The sequence below is a fragment of the Streptomyces sp. NPDC003038 genome, assembly GCF_040611115.1.
Lineage (GTDB): Bacteria > Actinomycetota > Actinomycetes > Streptomycetales > Streptomycetaceae > Streptomyces.
Window position 1 is genome coordinate 180,918 of the sequence record NZ_JBEXNN010000003.1, and the last position, 17,933, is coordinate 198,850.

The 17,933-nt window shown below is 72.8% G+C and carries 14 protein-coding genes and 1 riboswitch; of the genes, 1 reads left to right on the forward strand and 13 read right to left on the reverse strand.

Annotated features, from left to right (window positions below):
* Positions 1 to 104 precede the first annotated feature (104 nt).
* The 5 genes from ABZX75_RS05760 to ABZX75_RS05780 all read right to left on the reverse strand — a co-directional run bounded on the left by ABZX75_RS05760 (position 105) and on the right by ABZX75_RS05780 (position 6,122).
* The gene (locus ABZX75_RS05760) at positions 105 to 539 is read right to left on the reverse strand and encodes a roadblock/LC7 domain-containing protein (RefSeq protein ID WP_355408211.1); all 435 of its coding nucleotides are present in this window, start codon (positions 537 to 539) and stop codon (positions 105 to 107) included.
* A 74-nt stretch (positions 540 to 613) separates the two neighbouring features.
* Positions 614 to 2,317: an ATP-binding protein gene (locus ABZX75_RS05765; protein WP_355408213.1), complete on the reverse strand. Its 1,704-nt coding sequence runs from the start codon at positions 2,315 to 2,317 to the stop codon at positions 614 to 616.
* A 479-nt stretch (positions 2,318 to 2,796) separates the two neighbouring features.
* Positions 2,797 to 3,996 carry an MBL fold metallo-hydrolase gene (locus ABZX75_RS05770; RefSeq protein ID WP_355408215.1) on the reverse strand — a complete coding sequence of 400 codons (1,200 nt, stop codon included), beginning with the start codon at positions 3,994 to 3,996 and terminating at the stop codon, positions 2,797 to 2,799.
* A gap of 179 nt (positions 3,997 to 4,175) precedes the next feature.
* Positions 4,176 to 4,961, reverse strand: coding sequence for an SGNH/GDSL hydrolase family protein (locus ABZX75_RS05775; protein WP_355408217.1), 786 nt, complete (start codon positions 4,959 to 4,961; stop codon positions 4,176 to 4,178).
* A gap of 162 nt (positions 4,962 to 5,123) precedes the next feature.
* Positions 5,124 to 6,122 carry a LysM peptidoglycan-binding domain-containing M23 family metallopeptidase gene (locus ABZX75_RS05780; protein ID WP_355408219.1) on the reverse strand — a complete coding sequence of 333 codons (999 nt, stop codon included), beginning with the start codon at positions 6,120 to 6,122 and terminating at the stop codon, positions 5,124 to 5,126.
* Positions 6,123 to 6,126: 4 nt separating this feature from the next.
* Positions 6,127 to 6,299: riboswitch (cyclic di-AMP (ydaO/yuaA leader) on the reverse strand.
* 321 nt (positions 6,300 to 6,620) lie between these two features.
* Between ABZX75_RS05780 and ABZX75_RS05785 the strand changes: the two genes are divergently transcribed.
* Complete coding sequence (locus tag ABZX75_RS05785; protein WP_355408221.1) at positions 6,621 to 7,439, forward strand: tyrosine-protein phosphatase; 819 nt, start codon at positions 6,621 to 6,623, stop codon at positions 7,437 to 7,439.
* Positions 7,440 to 7,505: 66 nt separating this feature from the next.
* Here ABZX75_RS05785 and ABZX75_RS05790 read toward each other — a convergent pair whose 3' ends face one another.
* The 8 genes from ABZX75_RS05790 to hpnC form a co-directional block, all read right to left on the reverse strand.
* Positions 7,506 to 8,936 (reverse strand): aspartate aminotransferase family protein, encoded by a 1,431-nt coding sequence (locus ABZX75_RS05790; protein WP_355408223.1) that lies wholly within the window; start codon positions 8,934 to 8,936, stop codon positions 7,506 to 7,508.
* A complete protein-coding gene (gene hpnH / locus ABZX75_RS05795) occupies positions 8,933 to 9,964 on the reverse strand; it encodes an adenosyl-hopene transferase HpnH (RefSeq protein ID WP_355408225.1) in 1,032 nt (343 codons plus the stop codon). The genes ABZX75_RS05790 and hpnH overlap by 4 nt, the downstream gene beginning before the upstream one ends.
* Positions 9,965 to 9,969: 5 nt before the next feature.
* A complete protein-coding gene (locus tag ABZX75_RS05800) occupies positions 9,970 to 10,647 on the reverse strand; it encodes a 1-hydroxy-2-methyl-2-butenyl 4-diphosphate reductase (protein ID WP_355408227.1) in 678 nt (225 codons plus the stop codon).
* Positions 10,647 to 13,049 carry a squalene--hopene cyclase gene (gene shc, locus ABZX75_RS05805; RefSeq protein WP_355408229.1) on the reverse strand — a complete coding sequence of 801 codons (2,403 nt, stop codon included), beginning with the start codon at positions 13,047 to 13,049 and terminating at the stop codon, positions 10,647 to 10,649. Before shc ends, ABZX75_RS05800 begins: the two co-directional genes overlap by 1 nt.
* 119 nt (positions 13,050 to 13,168) lie before the next feature.
* Complete coding sequence (locus ABZX75_RS05810; protein ID WP_355408231.1) at positions 13,169 to 14,341, reverse strand: polyprenyl synthetase family protein; 1,173 nt, start codon at positions 14,339 to 14,341, stop codon at positions 13,169 to 13,171.
* Positions 14,338 to 15,717, reverse strand: a complete 1,380-nt coding sequence (hpnE, locus tag ABZX75_RS05815) for a hydroxysqualene dehydroxylase HpnE (RefSeq protein WP_355408233.1) — start codon at positions 15,715 to 15,717, stop codon at positions 14,338 to 14,340. Before hpnE ends, ABZX75_RS05810 begins: the two co-directional genes overlap by 4 nt.
* Before the next feature lie 160 nt (positions 15,718 to 15,877).
* Positions 15,878 to 16,834: a presqualene diphosphate synthase HpnD gene (hpnD, locus tag ABZX75_RS05820; RefSeq protein ID WP_355408235.1), complete on the reverse strand. Its 957-nt coding sequence runs from the start codon at positions 16,832 to 16,834 to the stop codon at positions 15,878 to 15,880.
* An 8-nt stretch (positions 16,835 to 16,842) separates the two neighbouring features.
* Complete coding sequence (gene hpnC, locus ABZX75_RS05825) at positions 16,843 to 17,772, reverse strand: squalene synthase HpnC (RefSeq protein WP_355408237.1); 930 nt, start codon at positions 17,770 to 17,772, stop codon at positions 16,843 to 16,845.
* Positions 17,773 to 17,933: the final 161 nt, after the last annotated feature.

The following is a 17,933-nucleotide window of genomic DNA, read 5'->3' on the forward strand; positions in this document are numbered from 1 at the left end:
GTCGAGCCACGGTGTGTCCCGGCCGGTTCCCTTCCCGTACGGCCCCGTCGTGCGGGCCCCCGTCCTGTATGCCCCTGAAGCACATGCCCCCGTCCCGCGCTCCCTCATCGCTCCGGGTCGGCGACGGGCCGCCGCGGCGGGGCCGCCAGGTACGGACGTACGCTCTTGACCAGCATCGCCATCTCGTAGCCGAGCACCCCGGCGTCGGCCTCGCGGTCGGCGAGCACCGCCAGGCAGGTCCCGGATCCGGCCGCCGACACGAAGACGAGCGCCGTGTCGAGTTCGACCACCACCTGCCGCACCTCCGCGCCGTCCGCGAAACGCGATCCGGCGCTCCGCCCCAGCGAGTAGAGGCCCGATGCCAGCGCCGCCATGTGGTCGGCGCTGTCCGCGTCCAGCCCGTGCACGCACGTCACCAGCCCGTCGGCCGTGAGCAGTACGGCGCTGCGCGTGTAGGGGACCCGCTGTACGAGGCCGCTGAGCAGCCAGTCGAGATCCGAGAGCCGGCCGCCGGTCTTCGTCGCCACTTCGCCGCCCATGGGGGTGCGCTCCTTGCTGAGGTGAGGGGTCGGGGTCCTCGGGGTCCGGGACATCGGGGTCGGGATCATCGGGGTCATACCTGGTTCTCCGACTGGGCGAGGCCGAAGCCCCGTTGGAAGGCGGCCATCAGGCCCGGGTCGTGCACGGGTGGTTCGGCGGCGTCGGACCGCCGCGGGACGGGTGCCTCCCGCAGCTGGGAGGCGAGGTGTTCCTGGGCACGGCGCCGTGGCAGCGGCGGCCGGTCGTCGCCCGCGGCGCGGGCAGCGGGCACGGTCGGAAGCGCCGACCCTCGCGGCACCTCCGGCAGGGGCGCGAAGGACGGCGCGGGCGGCGGCTCGGTCGCCGACGTGCCGAGTGCCCCGGGCCGGCGCTCCGGGTCCCAGGCCCAGGTCTCCGCCGGCTGCGTCCACGAAGGGCGCGGCGCGTCCGTCGCCCAGGCCGGTACGGTCGGCCCCGCCCCCGGCGCGTCCGGCCGGGGCGGGGTCATCCGTACGGGCTCCAGGGGCGGCATCACCGTGCCCTCGCCGGTCCCCCACGAGGTGGCCCGGGAGCCACCCGCGGCGTCGGCGGCGCTCGGCGCCTCGGCGCCCAGCAGTTCCTGCGGCAGGACGAGGACGGCCAGGACGCCGCCGTAGATGTTGGACTTGAGCTCGACGGCGATCCCGTGCCGGCGGGCCAGCGCCGAGACGACGAAGAGGCCGATCCGCCCGTCGGCCAGCAGATGCCGGACGCTGATCTGGTCGGGGTCGCCGAGCAGGGCGTTCATCCGGCGCTGTTCCTCGGCCGGCATGCCCAGCCCGCGGTCCTCCACCTCGACCGCGATCCCGGCGGTGACCCGTTCGGCGCGCAGCACCACATCGGTGTCCGGGGCGGAGAACACGGTGGCGTTCTCCACCAGTTCGGCCAGCAGGTGCACCACGTCGGCGACGGCGTGGCCACGGACGCTGCCGCCCGCCGGTGGCACCACTTTGACCCGTGTGTACTGCTCCACCTCCGCGACCGCGGAGCGGAGCACCTCGCTCAGGTCGATGGGCCGGGTCCACTGGCGGCGGGAAGCCGCGCCGCCGAGCACGGCGAGGTTCTCGGCGTGCCGGCGGATCCGGGTGGCGAGGTGGTCGACGTGGAAGAGCTCCTTGAGCAGGTCCGGGTCCTCGACCGTGTCTTCCAGTCCGTCCAGCAGCGAGATCTCGCGGTGTACGAGGGATTGCAGCCGGCGCGCGAGGTTGACGAAGACCTCCACTTTCCGTTCGCTGTCGGACGGGGTGGCCGGACCGGCCAGCCGTACGAGGGTCGCGTGCGCCTGCTCGCGGGCGCCGCGCAGTTCCTGGGAGAGCAGCCAGAACTCGTCCACCCCGGCCGGGTCGGTGCCGGGCGGGGGTGCGGTGGGGCCGCCGCGCACCGGGCGGGGCGGGGTCTCGCCGCGCTCCAGCCGCACGGCGGCGGCCCGCAGCTCCTGGCGGCCGCGCACGCTGGAGCGGCGCAGCGCTTCGCACCGGTCCCGGACGGCCTTGGCCGCGCGCTGGGCTCCGAGCAGGGCGGCGGCGAGCGCGCCGACGACGAGGAGGGCGCAGCCGGCGAGCACCGGCCACAGCCGGGGGTCGCGTTCGCCCGCTCCCCCGCCGAGCTGCAGGGTGAAGATCACCGCGGCGGTCCCGCTGAGCCCGGCGGCGAGCGTGGGCAGTACCGCGGCGCGGACCAGCTGGGGGCGTATCTGCCGACTGGGACCGGTGACGGCGTGTCTCGACGGGGAGTGGCGGGCGGCGCGGAGTCCGGACATCGGCGTCCTCGGTACGTGGGGCCCGGCTCCCAGTAGTTCCCGGGGCCGGTGTTGATCACCGGATACCCACGCTAGACCGCACGCTCACGCCCCGGGCGGGCAGTTGGGGAAGTTCGCCGCAGTGCTTCCCGCTCCCGACGGAGCGCTCGTACGACAGCCCGAATGCGCCGGGAGCGTGCACGCCCCGGCGCGTGTCCTCCACCCCCGGGCCCCGGCGCGGATCCCGCGCGGCGGCGACCCCGGTCTGTGCCCCCGCGGCCGGGCAGGCCGCCGGTAACGGCCACAACGGCCGTCAGCGCCCCCGGCGGCCTGCACGTGATCAGCCCGCGATCAGCCCGTAAGCCGTGCCGTCACAGTTCCGTCGGGCCGATGCCAGGGGGCGCCTCCCCGCAGTAGCTGGGGTAGCCGGGTAGCCGGGTAGCCGGGTAGCCGGGTAGCCGGGTAGCCGGGTAGCCGGGTAGCCGGGGTGGCCGCACTCCCTAGGAACCGACGGCTTCGGGCTCCTCGCGGACCACGGCCTTGGGCCGGCCGGTCACGGCGGGCCGGGAGACCGCCGCGGGCGCGGGCGGGCTGGCCGCCGCGAAGGGGCGCCACCACGGCGAGGCCGGCACACCGGCGGCGCCGGGCTCGAAGGGCTGCCCGGGCACCGGCAGCGCGACCGCCGCACCGGCCGCCTCGGCTGCGGTCAGCGTGCCCTCGCCCGGTTCGTCCCACGGGTGCGGCGCCAGGTTGAAGGTGCCCCAGTGGATGGGCAGCATCGTGCCGTGCGGGACGCCGCCCTGGAGGTCGAGGTGGGCGCGCACGCCCTCCTCGGGAGTCATGTGGATGTCGGGCCAGTACTCCGAGTACGCCCCGATCTGGATCATCGTGGCGTCGAAAGGCCCGTGCTCCGCGCCGATCTCCTTGAAGCCGGGGAAGTAGCCGGTGTCACCGCTGTGGTAGATCCGGTGCTCGTCCCCCGCGACGGCCCAGGAGGCCCAGAGGGTGTGCTGCTGGTTGCGCAGACCGCGTCCGCAGAAGTGCCGGGCCGGGGTGGCCGTGAGCGAGAGGCCCGCGACCTCGGTGCTCTCGTCCCAGTCCAGCTCGCGCAGCCGGTCGGCCGGAACGCCCCAGCGCTCTAGGTGCGCGCCCACACCCAGCGGGACGGCGAAGACCGTGTCCGTACCGGCCAGAGCCTTGATCGTCGGCAGGTCGAGGTGGTCGTAGTGGTCGTGCGAGATGACCACGACGTCGACCCGGCCCAGCGAGGCCAGCGGCACGGGCACCGGGTGCAGTCGCTTGGGTCCGGCGAAGGGGAAGGGAGAGCACCGCTCGCCCCACACCGGGTCGAACAGCACGCGGCGCCCGTCGATCTCCGCGAGGACGCTGGAGTGGCCCATCCAGGTCAGGCGCAATCCGCTGACCGGAGGCTTCGCCAGCTCGGCGAGGGTCGTGGGGTACACCGGGATCGGCGCGACCGGACTCCTGCGCAGCCTCTGCTCCTTGTGGAAGTAGATCTTCGCGAACTCCGCCATCGAGCCCGAGGGCCTGGTCCGGGCCCCGACCGGATTCTGGAAGGCGCCGTCGGCGAAGTTCGGCGAGCGGCGGATGCGCTCCAGCCGGGCACCGGACGGGTCCGCGCCGAAGGCTTCGGTCCGCAGGGCGCGCAGCCGTGGACGCAGGGGACGGGAGCCGGTCAAGGCGCCTCCTGGGAGGATGGGGTCAGGGCGGTCGTACGTCTACGACCATCCCAACGAACACCGACCCCGAAGGATTCCGCGTGCGGGCCCCGCCGCCCCCGTGTCCGGGCCTCCCCCGCCCGCCCCCGTGTCACGGACGGCCGCCGGGCCCGCCGCCGTGTCCGAGGCCCACCCCCCTCCTACAGCGGCAGCAGGTCCGGCCGCTTCGCCTCGACATGGTCCCCGGAGGACTCCCCGCGCAGCCGGCGGCCGATCCACGGCACCAAGTGCTCGCGCGCCCACTGGATGTTGTCCCGCGTCACGTCGACCGAGCCGCGCGGCCGCTGCGGCGGCCACGGCTGGTCCGGATCGGTCGGCACCTCCAGGCCGAGCACCTGCGCGGCGCGCAACGCGACCCGGGTGTGCCCTTCCGGCGAAAGGTGCAGCCGGTCGGCGTCCCAGGCCCGCCGGTCCTGTACGGACTTCAGCGACCAGAGGTCGAGCACGGGGCAGTCGTAGCGGTCGGCGATGGCGCGGACGTGCGCGCTGTACGTCGCCACCTTGCCCCGGATGTGCCGCAGGACCGGCACGCCCCGCGTGTCGAAGCCGGTCGTGATCATGACCTTGCCCACGGACGCCGTGAGGTCGGCGACGGCCGCCTCGAACCGCTGCGCCACGTCGTCGGGGTCGCTGCCGGGCCGGATGATGTCGTTGCCGCCCGCGCAGAAGGTCACCAGGTCCGGCGCGAGCGCCTTCGCCCGTGGGACCTGCTCGGCCACGATCTGGTCGAGGAGCCGTCCGCGCACGGCCAGGTTCGCGTATCGGAAGTCGTGCTCGTCACGCTGATCGGCCAGGAGCACGGCAAGCCGGTCCGCCCAGCCGAGAAACGAATCCCCGGGTCCCGGGTCCCCCACACCCTCGGTGAAGCTGTCCCCGATCGCCGCGTACGAGCCGATGGTCTTGAGTGTCGTCGTCGTCGCTGCCACGGAACGACATCCTTCACCCCCGTGGGCGACCTACGCCAACGTAAGCAGGGGTTGACGGACCGTGATCTATACCACCCGAGGGGTAAGGAATAAGTACACGTCAGGCCGGGACCCCCTTCGGGCCCCGGCCTGACGCCGTCCGTGCTTCGACGGCGGGTGCCGTCAGATGCTCACGCCCTTCGAACGGAGGTAGCTCACCGGGCTGATGTCGGAGCCGTAGGACGGGCCCGTGCGGATCTCGAAGTGGAGGTGCGGGCCGGTCGAGTTGCCGGTGGAGCCGACGAGGCCGATGCGCTGGCCGCCGGTGACGCTCTGGCCGACCGAGACGGAGAGCGCCGACATGTGGGCGTACTGCGAGTACTTGCCGTCCGCGTGCCGGATGACGACCTCGTTGCCGTACGAGCCGCCCCATCCGGCGGAGACGACGGTGCCCGCACCGACGGCCTTGACGGTGGTGCCGGAGCTCGCCATGAAGTCCACGCCGGTGTGGTAGCCGGAGGACCACATGCTCCCGCTGGCCCGGTACTGGGTGGAGATCCCGCCGCTGACCGGGGCCACGAAACCGGAGCCGGTGGGGGCGCTCGAACCGGAGGAAGCCTCGCCGGAGGCCGAGGTTCCGGTGGAGGACCGGCCGACGGACGCCGCGGGCTTCTCGGCCTGCTTCTCGGCGGGCTTCTCGGCCGGCTTCTCGGCGGGCTTACGGGCCGGAGCCTTCGGGGTCGCCGGGGCCGGCTTGACCGGAGCCGCGGCCTGGCTCTTCCCGCCGAGCGTCAGCTTCAGGCCCGGGTGGATCAGGGACGGGTCGGCGCCGACGGCCTCGCGGTTGTCGGCGTACAGCTGCTGCCAGCCGCCCTCGAGCCGGCGCTCCGCCGCGATCTTGGAGAGGTAGTCGCCCGGAACGACCGTGTACTGGGTCGGTGCGGCCTGCACGGCGGCGACGGGCTCGGCCCGCAGCGCCACGGGGACCTGCTCGACGTGCTGGACCTGCGGCGCCTGCACGGTGGAGGCGGCGGCGGTCGAGACGGTCGGCGCACCGGCCGCCTGGGCGCCGGTGGCTCCCATCAGCGGCAGCGCGAGGGCCGCGCCACCGGTGCCGGCGACGGCGAAACCGCGGGATATCGAACCGGACTTGGGACGGCGGTGCTTACCCTTTGCAGGCATGCTGAATTCCTCTCCGGCGCCTGCGAGGTGAGCTGTCGGGTTCGGACTGGAGATGTCCGGCCGTACACATGTGGCACATGTACGGCTTCACCCCGAGCCGTCCCGGTTTATAGACCCGGAACGGCGGCTTACCTGGTTCCCCCGCTCCTGCCGCGCGTGAGTAGTCGGGTGCGGTTTCCGGGCGGCGGCAGGATTTGGCGGTCCACCCGGATCGATCGCGAAGGTAATCGAGTCCGGCCACAGGGAACAAGCCATGAATTTCCTGACGGAATCACAGGGATGGGAGATCGGCGGAATTACGGTCACCCTCCGTCCATTCCCTCCCGTCAACAACCGCCCCCGCTAGGCCATTCGCTTTTCGCGATCAGGCACTCACGGTCACCGTATGATCTGGCTCACGGGGACGGCCTGATGTCCCTTTCGATGACGGCAAGTTGTGGCGAAGTAGTGGCCAAGTAGCTCAATTCGGACACCCCAGGACGATACGGAGGAGCTCCCGTGACCCAGCAGATACCCCCGGCCCCGCTGGCGCAGCCCGAGCCGGAGCCCGAGCTGATCGGGGTGCGCAACTTCCGTGACGTGGGCGGGCTGCCGACCTCGGACGGACGGAGGGTCAGGACGGGACGACTCTTCCGAAGCGGACATCTGGCACATGCCACCGAAACCGACGCACAGTTCCTGTCCTCGCTCGGACTGCACACCGTCTTCGACTTCCGCAACGAGGCCGACCACGCCCTGGAGGGCCCGGACGTCGAGCTGCCCGGCGTACGGAACGTCAACATCCCCCTGTCGGACCCCGCCGACGGGCGCGAGTTCTGGAAGATGGTCCGCGAAGGCGACCTCGGCCAGCTGCGCTCCCTCCTCGGCGACGGCAAGGGCGCGGCCCGCATGTCGCACTCGTACCGCGGGATCATCACACACCGCACCGCCGAGCACAGCCGGGTCGTGCACGCCCTCGCCGAGGACAGCGTTCCCGCCCTCATGCACTGCGCGGCGGGCAAGGACCGGGCCGGCCTGTCGGTCGCCGTCACCCTGCTCGCGCTGGGTGTCGAGCGCGAGGCGATCCTGGCGGACTATCTGGAGTCGAACGCCCCGAACCGCCGTTACGTGGTGCAACGCAGCAGCGCGACGGCCGAGGCGCGTTCCCCCGAGGTGATGGAGCTGCTCGCTCCGCTCTTCGACGCCCGCGCCGAGTACCTGACCGCCGCCTTCGACACCATCGACGGGCACTGGGGCGGGGTCGAGCGCTACCTCGCCGAGGGTCTCGGGCTCACGCCCGACACCCTCGGCCGGCTCCGCGAGCGGCTGCTCGACTGACCCCCGTCCCGGGGGCCGCCTTCGGCGGGCCCCGCGACAGCCGGGGAGGCGGGCCGGGGCAGGCCGTCAGCCGTTGCCGACGGCCTGCTTCACCAGGGTTCTGCCGAAGTCCCACATCAAAGTGCCGCCGCCGTGCGCCTCGTCCATGACCGAGCGGAAGGCGCCGACGAACCGGGCGACGTCCCGCTCGTCCACGATCAGCGGCGGAATGAGCTTGATCACTTCCAGGTGGTCGCCGGAGACCTGGGTGAGGATGCGGTGCTTGCGCAGCAGCGGCACCACGACCATCTGCGCGAAGAGTCCCTTGCGGGCCGCCTGCAGCATGGCCCACCGGCTGCGCAGCCCCAGCGAGGACGGCCGGCCGAACTCGATGCCGATCATCAGCCCGCGCCCCCGCACCTCGTGCAGCAGCTCGTACTCGTCCACCAGGGCCGCGAGCCGCCCGCGCAACAGGTCGCCCATCGCCCGGGCGTTGGCCACGACCTCCTCGTCCTCCATCACCGACAGCACCGCCAGCCCCGCCGCCATCGCCTGGGCGTTGGACCCGAAGCTCGCCGAGTGCACGAGCACCCGGTCCATGGACGAGTAGACCTTCTTGAAGATCCAGTCCTTGCCCAGGGTCGCGCCGACCGGTACGTAGCCGCCCGACAGGGCTTTGGCCACGCACACCAGGTCCGGCTCCACGCCCGGCTCGTGCTGGTACGCGTAGAAGTCACCGGTCCGTCCCAGCCCGGTCTGTACCTCGTCCACGATCAGCAGCGACTTGTGCCGGTGCAGCAGTTCCTGCGCGGCGAGCAGGAACCCGGGCGGCGCTTCGAGCACCCCCTTGCCCTGGATCGGTTCGACGACGAAGGCGGCCACGTCCCCGCGCCGCAGCTCCCGCTCCAAGGCGGCCAGATCGCCCAGCGCGATCTTCGTGTCGGGGAGCAGCGGGTCGAAACCGTCCCTGAAGCTCCGCTCCCCGTTCACCGAGAGCGAGCCGGTGGTCAGCCCGTGGAAGGCGTGGTCGCAGTAGAGGACCCTGGGCCGCCCGGTGGCGTACCGGGCGAACTTCAGGGCCGTCTCGACGGCCTCGGTGCCGCTGTTGCCGAAGAAGACCCGGTCCAGGTGCGGGCTGTACGAGAGCAGCTTCTCGGCCAGCAGTCCGGGCAGCGGCTGGCAGTCGAAGCGGGTGAGGTCGGCGAGCTGGGCGTCCAGGACGTCGTGCAGCGCCCGGCGGACGACCGGGTGGTGCCGGCCCAGGCCCATCACCCCGAACCCGGCCAGCATGTCGAGGTAGTCGTTGCCCTCGGCGTCCCAGAAGTGCGCTCCCTCGGCCCGCTCGTAGACCTTGTCGAAGCCGATGGTGTGCAGCATCCGGGGCAGTTGGTGGTTGAGGTGGCGGACGTGCAGCTCGTACCGCTCCCCTCCACGCGCCGCCAGCAGGGCGCCGAGGTCGAAGCCCTGGCCCCGGCCGCCCTGCGCCGAGGCCCTGGCCCCTTCCGGTGCCGCCGTCATGCCGAGGTGCCCCGGTTGCCACTCACCGTCTCCCGGGCCGCCCGCAGGGATTCCTTGAGCGAGCCCATGGTGGCGAGGACGGCGGTGGGTTCATAGCCGCAGTGCGCCATGCAATTGGCGCAGCGCGGGTCCTTTCCGCGGCCGTACTTGCTCCAGTCGGTGTCGTTGATCAGTTCCCGGTACGTCGGCACGTAGCCGTCGCTCATCAGATAGCAGGGGCGCTGCCAGCCGAAGAGGGAGTAATTCGGAATGGCCCAGGCGGTGCAGGGGAAATCGGCCTTGCCTTCCAGGAAGTCGAGGAAGAGCGGCGAGTGGTTGAGCCGCCAGCGGCGCCGGTTGCCACCCGCGAAGGCCTTCTTGAAGAGTTCGCGGGTCTGCTCGACGCCGAGGAAGTGTTCCTGGTCGGGGGCTTTTTCGTAGGCGTAGGCGGGCGAGATCATCATCTCGTCGACCCGGAGGTCGTCGTTGAGGTAGTTCAGTACCTCGATGACTGTCTGCGGAGTGTCCGTGTTGAAGAAGGTGGAGTTGGTGGTCACCCGGAAACCGCGTTTCTTCGCTTCCTTGATGGCCGCTACGGCCTCGTCGAAGACGCCCTCCTTGGCCACCGACTCGTCGTGCCGCTCACGCAGGCCGTCGATGTGCACGGCGAAGGCGAAATAGCGGGACGGGGTGAATTTCTCGATCTTCTTGCGCAGCAGCATCGCGTTGGTGCAGAGAAAGACGTACTTCCGCTTCGCCACCAACTGCCGGACGATCTCGTCGATCTGCGGGTGCATCAAGGGCTCGCCGCCCGCGATGGACACCATCGGCGCGCCGGATTCCAGCACGGCGCCGACCGCCTGGGCGACCGGCATGCGCTGCTTGAGCACCCCGGCCGGGTGCTGGATCTTCCCGCACCCTTCGCAGGCCAAGTTGCAGGCGTAGAGCGGTTCCAGCTCGACGATCAGCGGGAACTTCTCACGCTTGCGGAGCTTTTGTTCGAGAAGATAGGTCCCGACCCTGACGGTCTGGCGCAGTGGCATGGCCATCTGGCTCACCTCCTGGGGAGCAGCGAAGAACGGTGCCATTCATAAAACGCGGGCAGTACGGCACGCAGTACACGGAAGGCCGATATTCCACCGCGGACCGTGCCGATACGGACGAGTTCGTGCTCCGGAGCGTCCACGATCACCCGGACGGCCGCAACGGGGCGGCTCGCGCCCGACGCGGGGCCGCCGAGGGTGGCGGTCCACAACGTGGCCGCCGACTCCATGTCGACCGCGATGGCACCGGTGGCGCGCAGGTGCGCGCGTTCCTGGCCGCGGACGACGTGATCGGATCCGGTCAGTGCACCGGTGTGCACGGTCCGGCCCGGCAGGGCCCGGGCCAGTGCTTCGGCGAGCAGGCCGGTACCCGTGCACGTGACGGCTCCGTGCGGGTCCCGGGTCTCCTCGGCGACGACGAGGTCGCCGGGGTGCATGCCGGGGACCAGTCCGGCGCAGAATCCGGTCGCGAGGACCGCCGCCCGGCTCAGCTCCGGCCGGTCGAGGGCCCGGCCGACGGCCCGCTCGGCCGCGCGCGGGCCCATGCCGGTACGCAGGACGGCGTGCGGCGCTTCACCCGTGCCGCCCTGGCCCGCGCTGCGCAGGGCGAGCTGCTCGATGCGCAAGGCGCAGGCGATCAGCAGCGGGGCCGCGGACCCGGCACCGTCCCCCGTGCCGGGGGCAGCCATCAGGGCTCCCCGGGCAGCGCTCCGGCGGGAGCGCACGGTTCTCCGTACAGGTAGCGGCCGAGCGCCGTGAGCGGGAACACCTGCCGGTAGAGGTGGTAGTTGATGGAGAAGTCCCAGGGGAAGCCGGTGCCCGTGAAGTACGGCTCGTCCCAGGAGCCGTCCGCCTGCTGCGTCTCCACGAGGTACGCGATGCCCCGCTCGACGGCCCTGCCGCCCCTCTCTCCGGCCGACAGCAGGGCCATCAGCGCCCACGCGGTCTGCGAGGCGGTGGAGGCGCCCTTCCCGGCCCACGACCGGTCCTGGTAGGAGCGCTGGTCCTCGCCCCATCCGCCGTCGTCGTTCTGTACGGACTCCAGCCAGCGCACGGCCCGCCGGATCGCGGGATGCGCCGTGGCGATGCCCGCGGCGGTGAGCGCCGGGACCACCGACCCGGTCCCGTACACGTAGTTGGTGCCCCAGCGGCCGAACCAGCCGCCGTCCGGCTCCTGTTCGGCCAGCAGCCAGGCGATGCCGCGCCGGGCCCGCGGGTCGGTGGCCCGGCCCTCGAACGCGAGCATCTCCACCACGTGGGCGGTGACGTCGGCCGAGGGCGGGTCGATGACCTCGCCGAAGTCACAGAAGGGCAGCTTGTTCGGGAAGGGGCTGGTGTTGTCGGCGTCGAAGGCGGCCCAGGCGCCGTTCTTCGACTGCATGCCGAGGTTCCAGGAGACCCCGCGGGCGATGGCCGCCTCGACTCGCGCCGGGTCGGGGTGCTTGATCCGGCGCAGTGCGAGGACCACCTCGGCCGTGTCGTCGATGTCGGGGTAGGTGTCGTTGTGGAACTCGAACGCCCAGCCGCCGGGGGCCAGTCCGGGCCGGCGCACCGCCCAGTCCCCGCTGCGGACGATCTCCTCGCCGAGCATCCAGTCGGCGGCCTTGACCAGTGCCGGATGGTCGCGCCGCACGCCCGCGTCCACCAGGGCGATCGCGGCGAGGCAGGTGTCCCAGACCGGGGACTGGCAGGCCTCGATCATCCGGGCGCCGTCCTCGCGCCACACCGTGAACCGGTCCAGGGATTCCAGCCCGGCGCGCATCACCGGGTGCCTGAGGTCGTAACCGAGCAGGTGCAGGGCGATGATGGAGTACACGGCGGGCGGCTGGATTCCGCCCCAGCAGCCGTCGTTCTCCTGGCGCTCGATGATCCAGCGGGCGGCCGTGGCCATCGCGGCCTTGCGCAGCCGGCGCGGCGCGAACCGCCGGTAGAGGTGCAGGGCCCTGTCCATGCGCTGGAAGGCGCCGTCCCAACTGGCAAGCGGGGCGAGCGGTTTGGCCGGGTTCGGCACCCGCGCGTCGGCGTGCAGCTCGTCCAGGGTGAAGGGGGCCGGGCGGACCGGGCGCATCGCGGAGACGACGGTGAGCGGGACGATGGTCTGGCGGGCCCAACAGCCGAAGTCGTAGATGTTCAGCGGCACCCAGGGCGGCAGGAAGACCAGCTCGGGCGGGAGTTCGGGGAGGTCGTCCCACTTCCACCAGCCGAAGAGCGCCAGCCAGATCCGGGTGAAGACCCGGGCTGCGGCGATCCCGCCGTGGGCCCGGATCCAGGCCGAGGCCCGGGACATGTGGGGGGAGTCCGGCGCGTCGCCGGCGAGGCGCAGTGCCACGTACGCCTCGATGGTGGCGGACAGTTCGGGCGGTCCGCCGTGGAAGGTGGCCCAGGTGCCGTCGTCCCGCTGCTCGCCGCGGATGAAGAGGGCGGCGGCGTACGTGGTGGCCTCGTCCCGGATGCCGAGGAACTGCCGCAGCAGCAGGTCCTCGGCGTCCATGGTGACGTTGGTCTCCAGGTCGCCCTTCCACCAGCCCTCGGGGTCCTGGCGCTCCAGCAGGTGCCGGGTCGCCCGCACGGCTGCCTCGTACGCGGCCCGGTCGGCGGGATCCGCGGGCGCGGGCTGCCCGTACGGGCCCTGCCCGTCCGCCTGCCCCCTGCCGTCGGGCCGTTCCGGCAGATCCAGGGTGGTCCGCCCCGCCCCCGGTGCCCCGGACCTCGCGGCTCCGGCCCGGCCCGCCTGCTTCGGCCCGGCGGGCGCCAGGAGCGGTACGCGCCGCGCGGGCGCGTCCGCGAGCGCGCCGGCGCGGATTCGGCCGTCTGCGGCGGTGTCCGGCAGGTCGGAGGCGAACCCCGGCGGGGCCGAGCCGGCCGGCGCCGTTCCCGCCGGGGTCCGGGACGCACGCTCCTCGGCCGGAGCCTGTGCCGGGCCCCTGACCCGGACCCGGATACCGCCTGCCTCCTCGGCATCGGCCCGGACTGCTCCGGGCGGAGCCGGCCGGGCCGGTGGGCCCGGTTCGGCGCGGTCGGGCCGCGGCTGCGGATCGGTGTCGCTGCCAGCGCCAGCGCTCTCCGCGCTGCCGTCGGTCGTCGCTGTCATGGCTTCCCCTTCGAACAGTGTCCTCTGCTGAACTGGGGTCCGCCGTCGGCCGGTGCCCGCCCTTTCAGGCAGTGGCGCCGGCCGGCGACTCGCGAGTCATATCCTCGATCGGGTGGCGATCACCGCTTGCGCACGACGACGAAGTCGGCGAGGGCGACCAGTTGGTCGCGTACGCGCTGCGGCATGTCGACGTCGTCCAGGGCGCGGATCGCGACGGCGTGCTGGCGGCGCGCCTCGTCCGCGGTCCACTGACGGCCTCCGGCCGCCTCGATGAGCGCGGCGCGGGCGGCGAACTCCTCCTCGGAGAAGTTCTCGAAGTCGTTGCTCTTGGCGTCGGCGGAGAGCAGCTCGGCGAGCTCCTCGCAGGCGGGTCCGCCCGCCGCCAGCGCGGCGACGACCGGCAGGGACTTCTTGCGCTGGCGCAGGTCGCTCCAGGTCCGCTTGCCCGTGGCCTCCGGGTCACCCCAGATGCCGAGCAGGTCGTCGACGGCCTGGAAGGCGAGGCCGAGGTGGTAGCCGTACTCCTCCAGCTTGTCGGCCGTACGGTCGTCGGCGCCGCCGAGGACGGCGCCGATGGAGACGGCGCAGGCGAGCAGGGCGCCCGTCTTGTTGCCCTCCATCTCCAGGCACTCCTCGACGCTGACGCTCTCGCGGTGCTCGTAGGAGATGTCCTGGGCCTGGCCGTCGATGAGCTTGCGGGTGGCGGTGGTCAGCCGGCGCGCCGCGCGGCCCGCCTCGACGGTGCCGAGTTCCAGCAGCACCTCGTTGGCGAGGGCGAAGAGTGCGTCGCCGACCAGGATGGCCTGGGCGGGGCCGTGCACCTTCCACACCGTGTCGCGGTGGCGGCGCTGTTCGTCGCCGTCCATCAGGTCGTCGTGCAGCAGCGAGAAGTTGTGGACGAGCTCGACCGCGACGGCGCCCGGGATGCCGACCTCGGCGGCGACGCCCGCGGCTTCGGCGGAGAGCAGTGCGAGAGCGGGGCGTACGGCCTTGCCGCCGTCGCCGTCCGCCGGCTTGCCGTGGGCGTCGATCCAGCCGAAGTGGTAGGCGGCGACGGTGTCCATGGGCGCCGCGAGCCGGTCGACCGCGGCGCGGAGTGCGGGGGTCGACAGCGTGCGGCCGCGCTCCAGGAGGGCGAGGGTGTCCGCCTTCTCCGCTCCCCTTCCGGCTGTGCCGGCAGCGGCATCCGTGTTCTCGACAGCCGGATTCCCCGGGTTCACTGGCTCTCCTCTGGTTCCTGTTCGTGCGGTGCTTGCCGTGCCTGTGCCGGTGTCGCTGATGCCGGTCGTCATGCCGCCTCCTGCAGAGGGTGTACGCGGGGGCGGCCGAGTGCGGCGAGCGCGGCATGTGCCGCGCTCAGTCCGCTCCGGACTGCGCTCTCCATGGTCGCGGGCCAACCGGTCGCAGTCCATGCACCGGCCAGGTAGAGCCCCGGCGTGTCGGTCCGCGCCCCGGGGCGCAGCCGGCCGACGCCGGGTGTGGGGGCGAAGGTTGCCGTCCGCTCCCGGGTGACGAAGAAGTCCCGTACCTTGGCGCCGCGTGCGGCGGGCAGCAGCCGTTCCAGCTCGGGCAGGTACTTCGTCCGCAGGACCGAGACGGGTTCGTCGATGTCGTCCTGGGCGACCGACTGGGACAGCGCCAGGTACTGGCCGCCGTCGGGGAGCCCGGAGGCGTCTGTACGGTCGAACACCCACTGGACCGGGGAGCCGAGCGCGGCGAAGAAGGGTGCCTTGAGCACCTTGCGGTTGTAGACGACGTGGACGTTGAGGATGGGCGCGGTGCCGATGTCCAGGAGCTTGTCGGGGTCGGCGAGGGCGCCGGCCGGGAGCAGCCCGTGCGCCTCGCGCTGCGGGACGGCGAGGACGACTGTGCCCGCGTCGAGGGACTCGCCCTCGGTGTCGATCCGCCAGTCGCCCTCCGCCGTACGGGAGAGGGCGGTGACGCGGGTGCGCAGTTCGGTCCGTACGCCGGCCGCGTCGAGCGCCCTGCGGGCGAGGGTGTCGTGCAGGTCGCCGAGCGGTACCCGGGCCCAGCCGATGTCGGCGGCGCCGTTCTCGGAGAGCAGGCCGGTCTTGAAGACCATGGCGGCCAGGCCCAGCGAGGACTGCTCGGCGGTGGCGTTGAGGGTGGCGATGCCGACGAGGTCCCACAGGGCCTCGATCGTCCGGGCGGACTGGCCGTAGCGGGCGAGCCAGGTGGCGAAGTCCAGGCCGTCCAGCGCCGGGTCGGCGGGGTCGAGGCGGCGCAGCGCGAGGGCGGCGCGCCCGACGCTCGCGCGCTCGGCGAGCGAGAGGTGCGGGTAGCGGGCCAGCGCCCCGGCCAGGTGCAGGGGCACGGGCAGGGCGCTGCGGCGCAGCCGGCCGAGGCGCGGTCCGCCGGGGTGGGCGACGTCGAGTACGGGTACGTCGAGCCGGTCCTGGAGGGGGGCGAGGGCGGCGCCGTCGACGCGGTCGAGGAACCACCGGTAGGCGGTGCAGCACCGCAGGTAGACGTGCTGGCCGTTGTCCACGGTCAGTTCGCCGCGCTTGAAGGAGAACGCGAGCCCGCCCAGGCGCGGTCGGCCTTCGAGCAGGGTCACCTGGAGCCCGGCGTCGGCGAGTTCGAGGGCGGTCGTGACGCCGGCGAGGCCGCCGCCCACGACGACGGCACGCTGCTCGCTGCCGCTCATGCGTCCTCCCCGGTGGTGCGGTGACCTGCGGGCCGGGCCCGCACGGCGCCGGGGGCCCCTCCCCCGGCGCGGGCGGAGCCCGCGGGGAGAGACGCGGCCGTCGGCCGGGGGGTTGCCTGAACCGCGCGGCCCCGCGCCGGGGCGATCGTCGTCGGGGACATCAGACCCGCCTCCGGTTGCTCTGGCGTGAGATGGTCCGCGCGTCGAGGCCGGACAGGCCGCGCACGGCGACGTACGCCTTCTCGTGCGGCGGCAGTGAGACACGGCCCCGCAGCACGGCCTCGGGCTCCCGCTCGATGCGGTCGAGGAGGCGCCGGTAGATGCCCGCCATGGCGGCGACGCAGGCTCCGCTGCGCCGGTCGAGCATGGGCAGCAGCCGGTAGCCCTCGACGAACAGGGCGCGGGCTCGCCTGACTTCGTGGTGGACGAGACCGGCGAAGTCGGCGCCGACGGGGGCCCGGTCGTCCTGGAAGCCTTCGGAGCAGCCGAACTTGGCGAGGTCCTCGGTGGGCAGGTAGGTGCGGCCGTTGGCCGCGTCCTCGCGAACGTCCCGGAGGATGTTGGTGAGTTGGAGGGCGAGGCCCAGCGTGTCGGCGTACTCGGAGGCCCGCGGCGCGTCGGGCACACCGGGTGTGGTGCCGAATACGCCGAGCGAGAGCCGCCCGATGGCTCCGGCCACACAGCGGCAGTAGACCTTGAGGTCGTCCCAGGTTTCGTAGGTCTCGCCGCGGACGTCCATCAGGACGCCGTCGATGAGTTCGTCGAGGCCGCCGAGCGGGATGGGGAACCGGCGTGCCGCGTGCGCGAGGGCGACGGCGACCGGGTCGGTGTCGTCCTCGTCGATCTCCTCGGCCCGGATCCGCCCGAGCAGGGCGCGGGTCTCCTCCAGCCGGGCCAGCTTGACCTCGGGCGCCAGCGTGCCGTCGCCGATGTCGTCGACGCGCCGGGAGAAGGCGTACAGCGCGGACATCGCCTGCCGCTTGTCGGCGGGCAGCAGCCGGATGCCGTATGCGAAGTTGCGCGCCTGTGAGCCGGTGACCGCCTCGCAGTAGCCGTATGCCGCCGAAACCGATGCAGACGGTGCGGTCGGTGCGGTCGGGTGTGTGGGGCCCTCCACGGTCGGGCTCACCCCTTTCTCGGCGCTGTGCGCAGGACGGCGGCAACCTCGCGGAGCAGGCCGCTCTTGGTGGGCTTGGGCGGGCCGGGGAGGACGTCGAAGCCGGCGGCGGTGACGGCTCGCAGGGCGGCACGCCCCCCTCCCACGAAGCCCGCGAGCAGCAGCCGGAGTCTGCCGTGCACGCTGCCCACGAGGGGCGTGCCGTCCTTCAGGAGCTCGCGTGCGCGCTCGGTTTCGAATGCGACGAGGGCGCGTACGGACGCTCCGGCGCTCGGGGCCTTGAGGTCGGCCTCGGTCACGTGGAAGCGGCGCATGTCCTGGCCGGGGAGGTAGATCCGGTCCCGGCCGAGGTCCTCGGCGACGTCCTGGAGGTGTTCGGCGATCTGCAGGGCGGTGCAGATGGCGTCGGAGTGGCGGACCCGCTCGGGGGTGCTGGTGCCGGTGAGGGCGAGCACGAGGCGGCCCACCGGGTTCGCGGAGAGCTCGCAGTAGCCGAGGAGGTCCTCGTACGTCTCGTAGCGCGTGACCCGCTGGTCCTGGCGGTTGGCTTCGATGAGCCCGAGGAAGGGCTCGGGGGTGAGGCCGTGGGCGCGGACGACGGGCTGGAGGGCGAGCAGCAGGGGATGGCGCGGAGGGCCGCCGGGGCCGCCGAAGACACGACGCAGGTCCGCCTCGAAGGCGTCGAGCATGGCGAGCCGGTCGTCCACGGCGGCGGGGTCGAGGCCGAGGAGTACGGCGTCGCGTCCGCCGGGCGCGAGGTCGCCGTCGCCGATGTCGTCGACGAGGCGGGCGTATCCGTAGACCGCCATCAGGCCATCGCGCCAGGCGCGGGGAAGGAAGGAGGGGGCGACGGGGAAGTTCTCCGCTGTGGCCTTGTCGAGGGTCGCGCGCGTGTGTGCCGTGTCGGATCGGGGCCGGGTGCCGTGCCCCGGGGTCACCGACCGCCGCCCGTGGCGAGGACGGCCGTAATGCCTGGGGGCCGGAGAATTCCCGTAGCCATTGCCGTCACATCTCCCGTTCTACACTGCCAACCCAATGCATCCTATTTCGGACACGCCGCCGGGGATTCCCCCGGACCGCCCCCGGGCCGTTCACCTGC

What these genes read in the sequence shown, in the direction of transcription:
- hpnE (WP_355408233.1), bottom strand. Translation starts at nt 15,717, where the DNA reads ATGAGCGGCAGCGAGCAGCGTGCCGTCGTCGTGGGCGGCGGCCTCGCC.
- ABZX75_RS05760 (WP_355408211.1), bottom strand. Translation starts at nt 539, where the DNA reads ATGGGCGGCGAAGTGGCGACGAAGACCGGCGGCCGGCTCTCGGATCTC.
- ABZX75_RS05800 (WP_355408227.1), bottom strand. Translation starts at nt 10,647, where the DNA reads ATGGCTGCCCCCGGCACGGGGGACGGTGCCGGGTCCGCGGCCCCGCTG.
- ABZX75_RS05780 (WP_355408219.1), bottom strand. Translation starts at nt 6,122, where the DNA reads ATGCCTGCAAAGGGTAAGCACCGCCGTCCCAAGTCCGGTTCGATATCC.
- hpnH (WP_355408225.1), bottom strand. Translation starts at nt 9,964, where the DNA reads ATGGCCATGCCACTGCGCCAGACCGTCAGGGTCGGGACCTATCTTCTC.
- ABZX75_RS05810 (WP_355408231.1), bottom strand. Translation starts at nt 14,341, where the DNA reads ATGACGACCGGCATCAGCGACACCGGCACAGGCACGGCAAGCACCGCA.
- ABZX75_RS05790 (WP_355408223.1), bottom strand. Translation starts at nt 8,936, where the DNA reads ATGACGGCGGCACCGGAAGGGGCCAGGGCCTCGGCGCAGGGCGGCCGG.
- ABZX75_RS05765 (WP_355408213.1), bottom strand. Translation starts at nt 2,317, where the DNA reads ATGTCCGGACTCCGCGCCGCCCGCCACTCCCCGTCGAGACACGCCGTC.
- shc (WP_355408229.1), bottom strand. Translation starts at nt 13,049, where the DNA reads ATGACAGCGACGACCGACGGCAGCGCGGAGAGCGCTGGCGCTGGCAGC.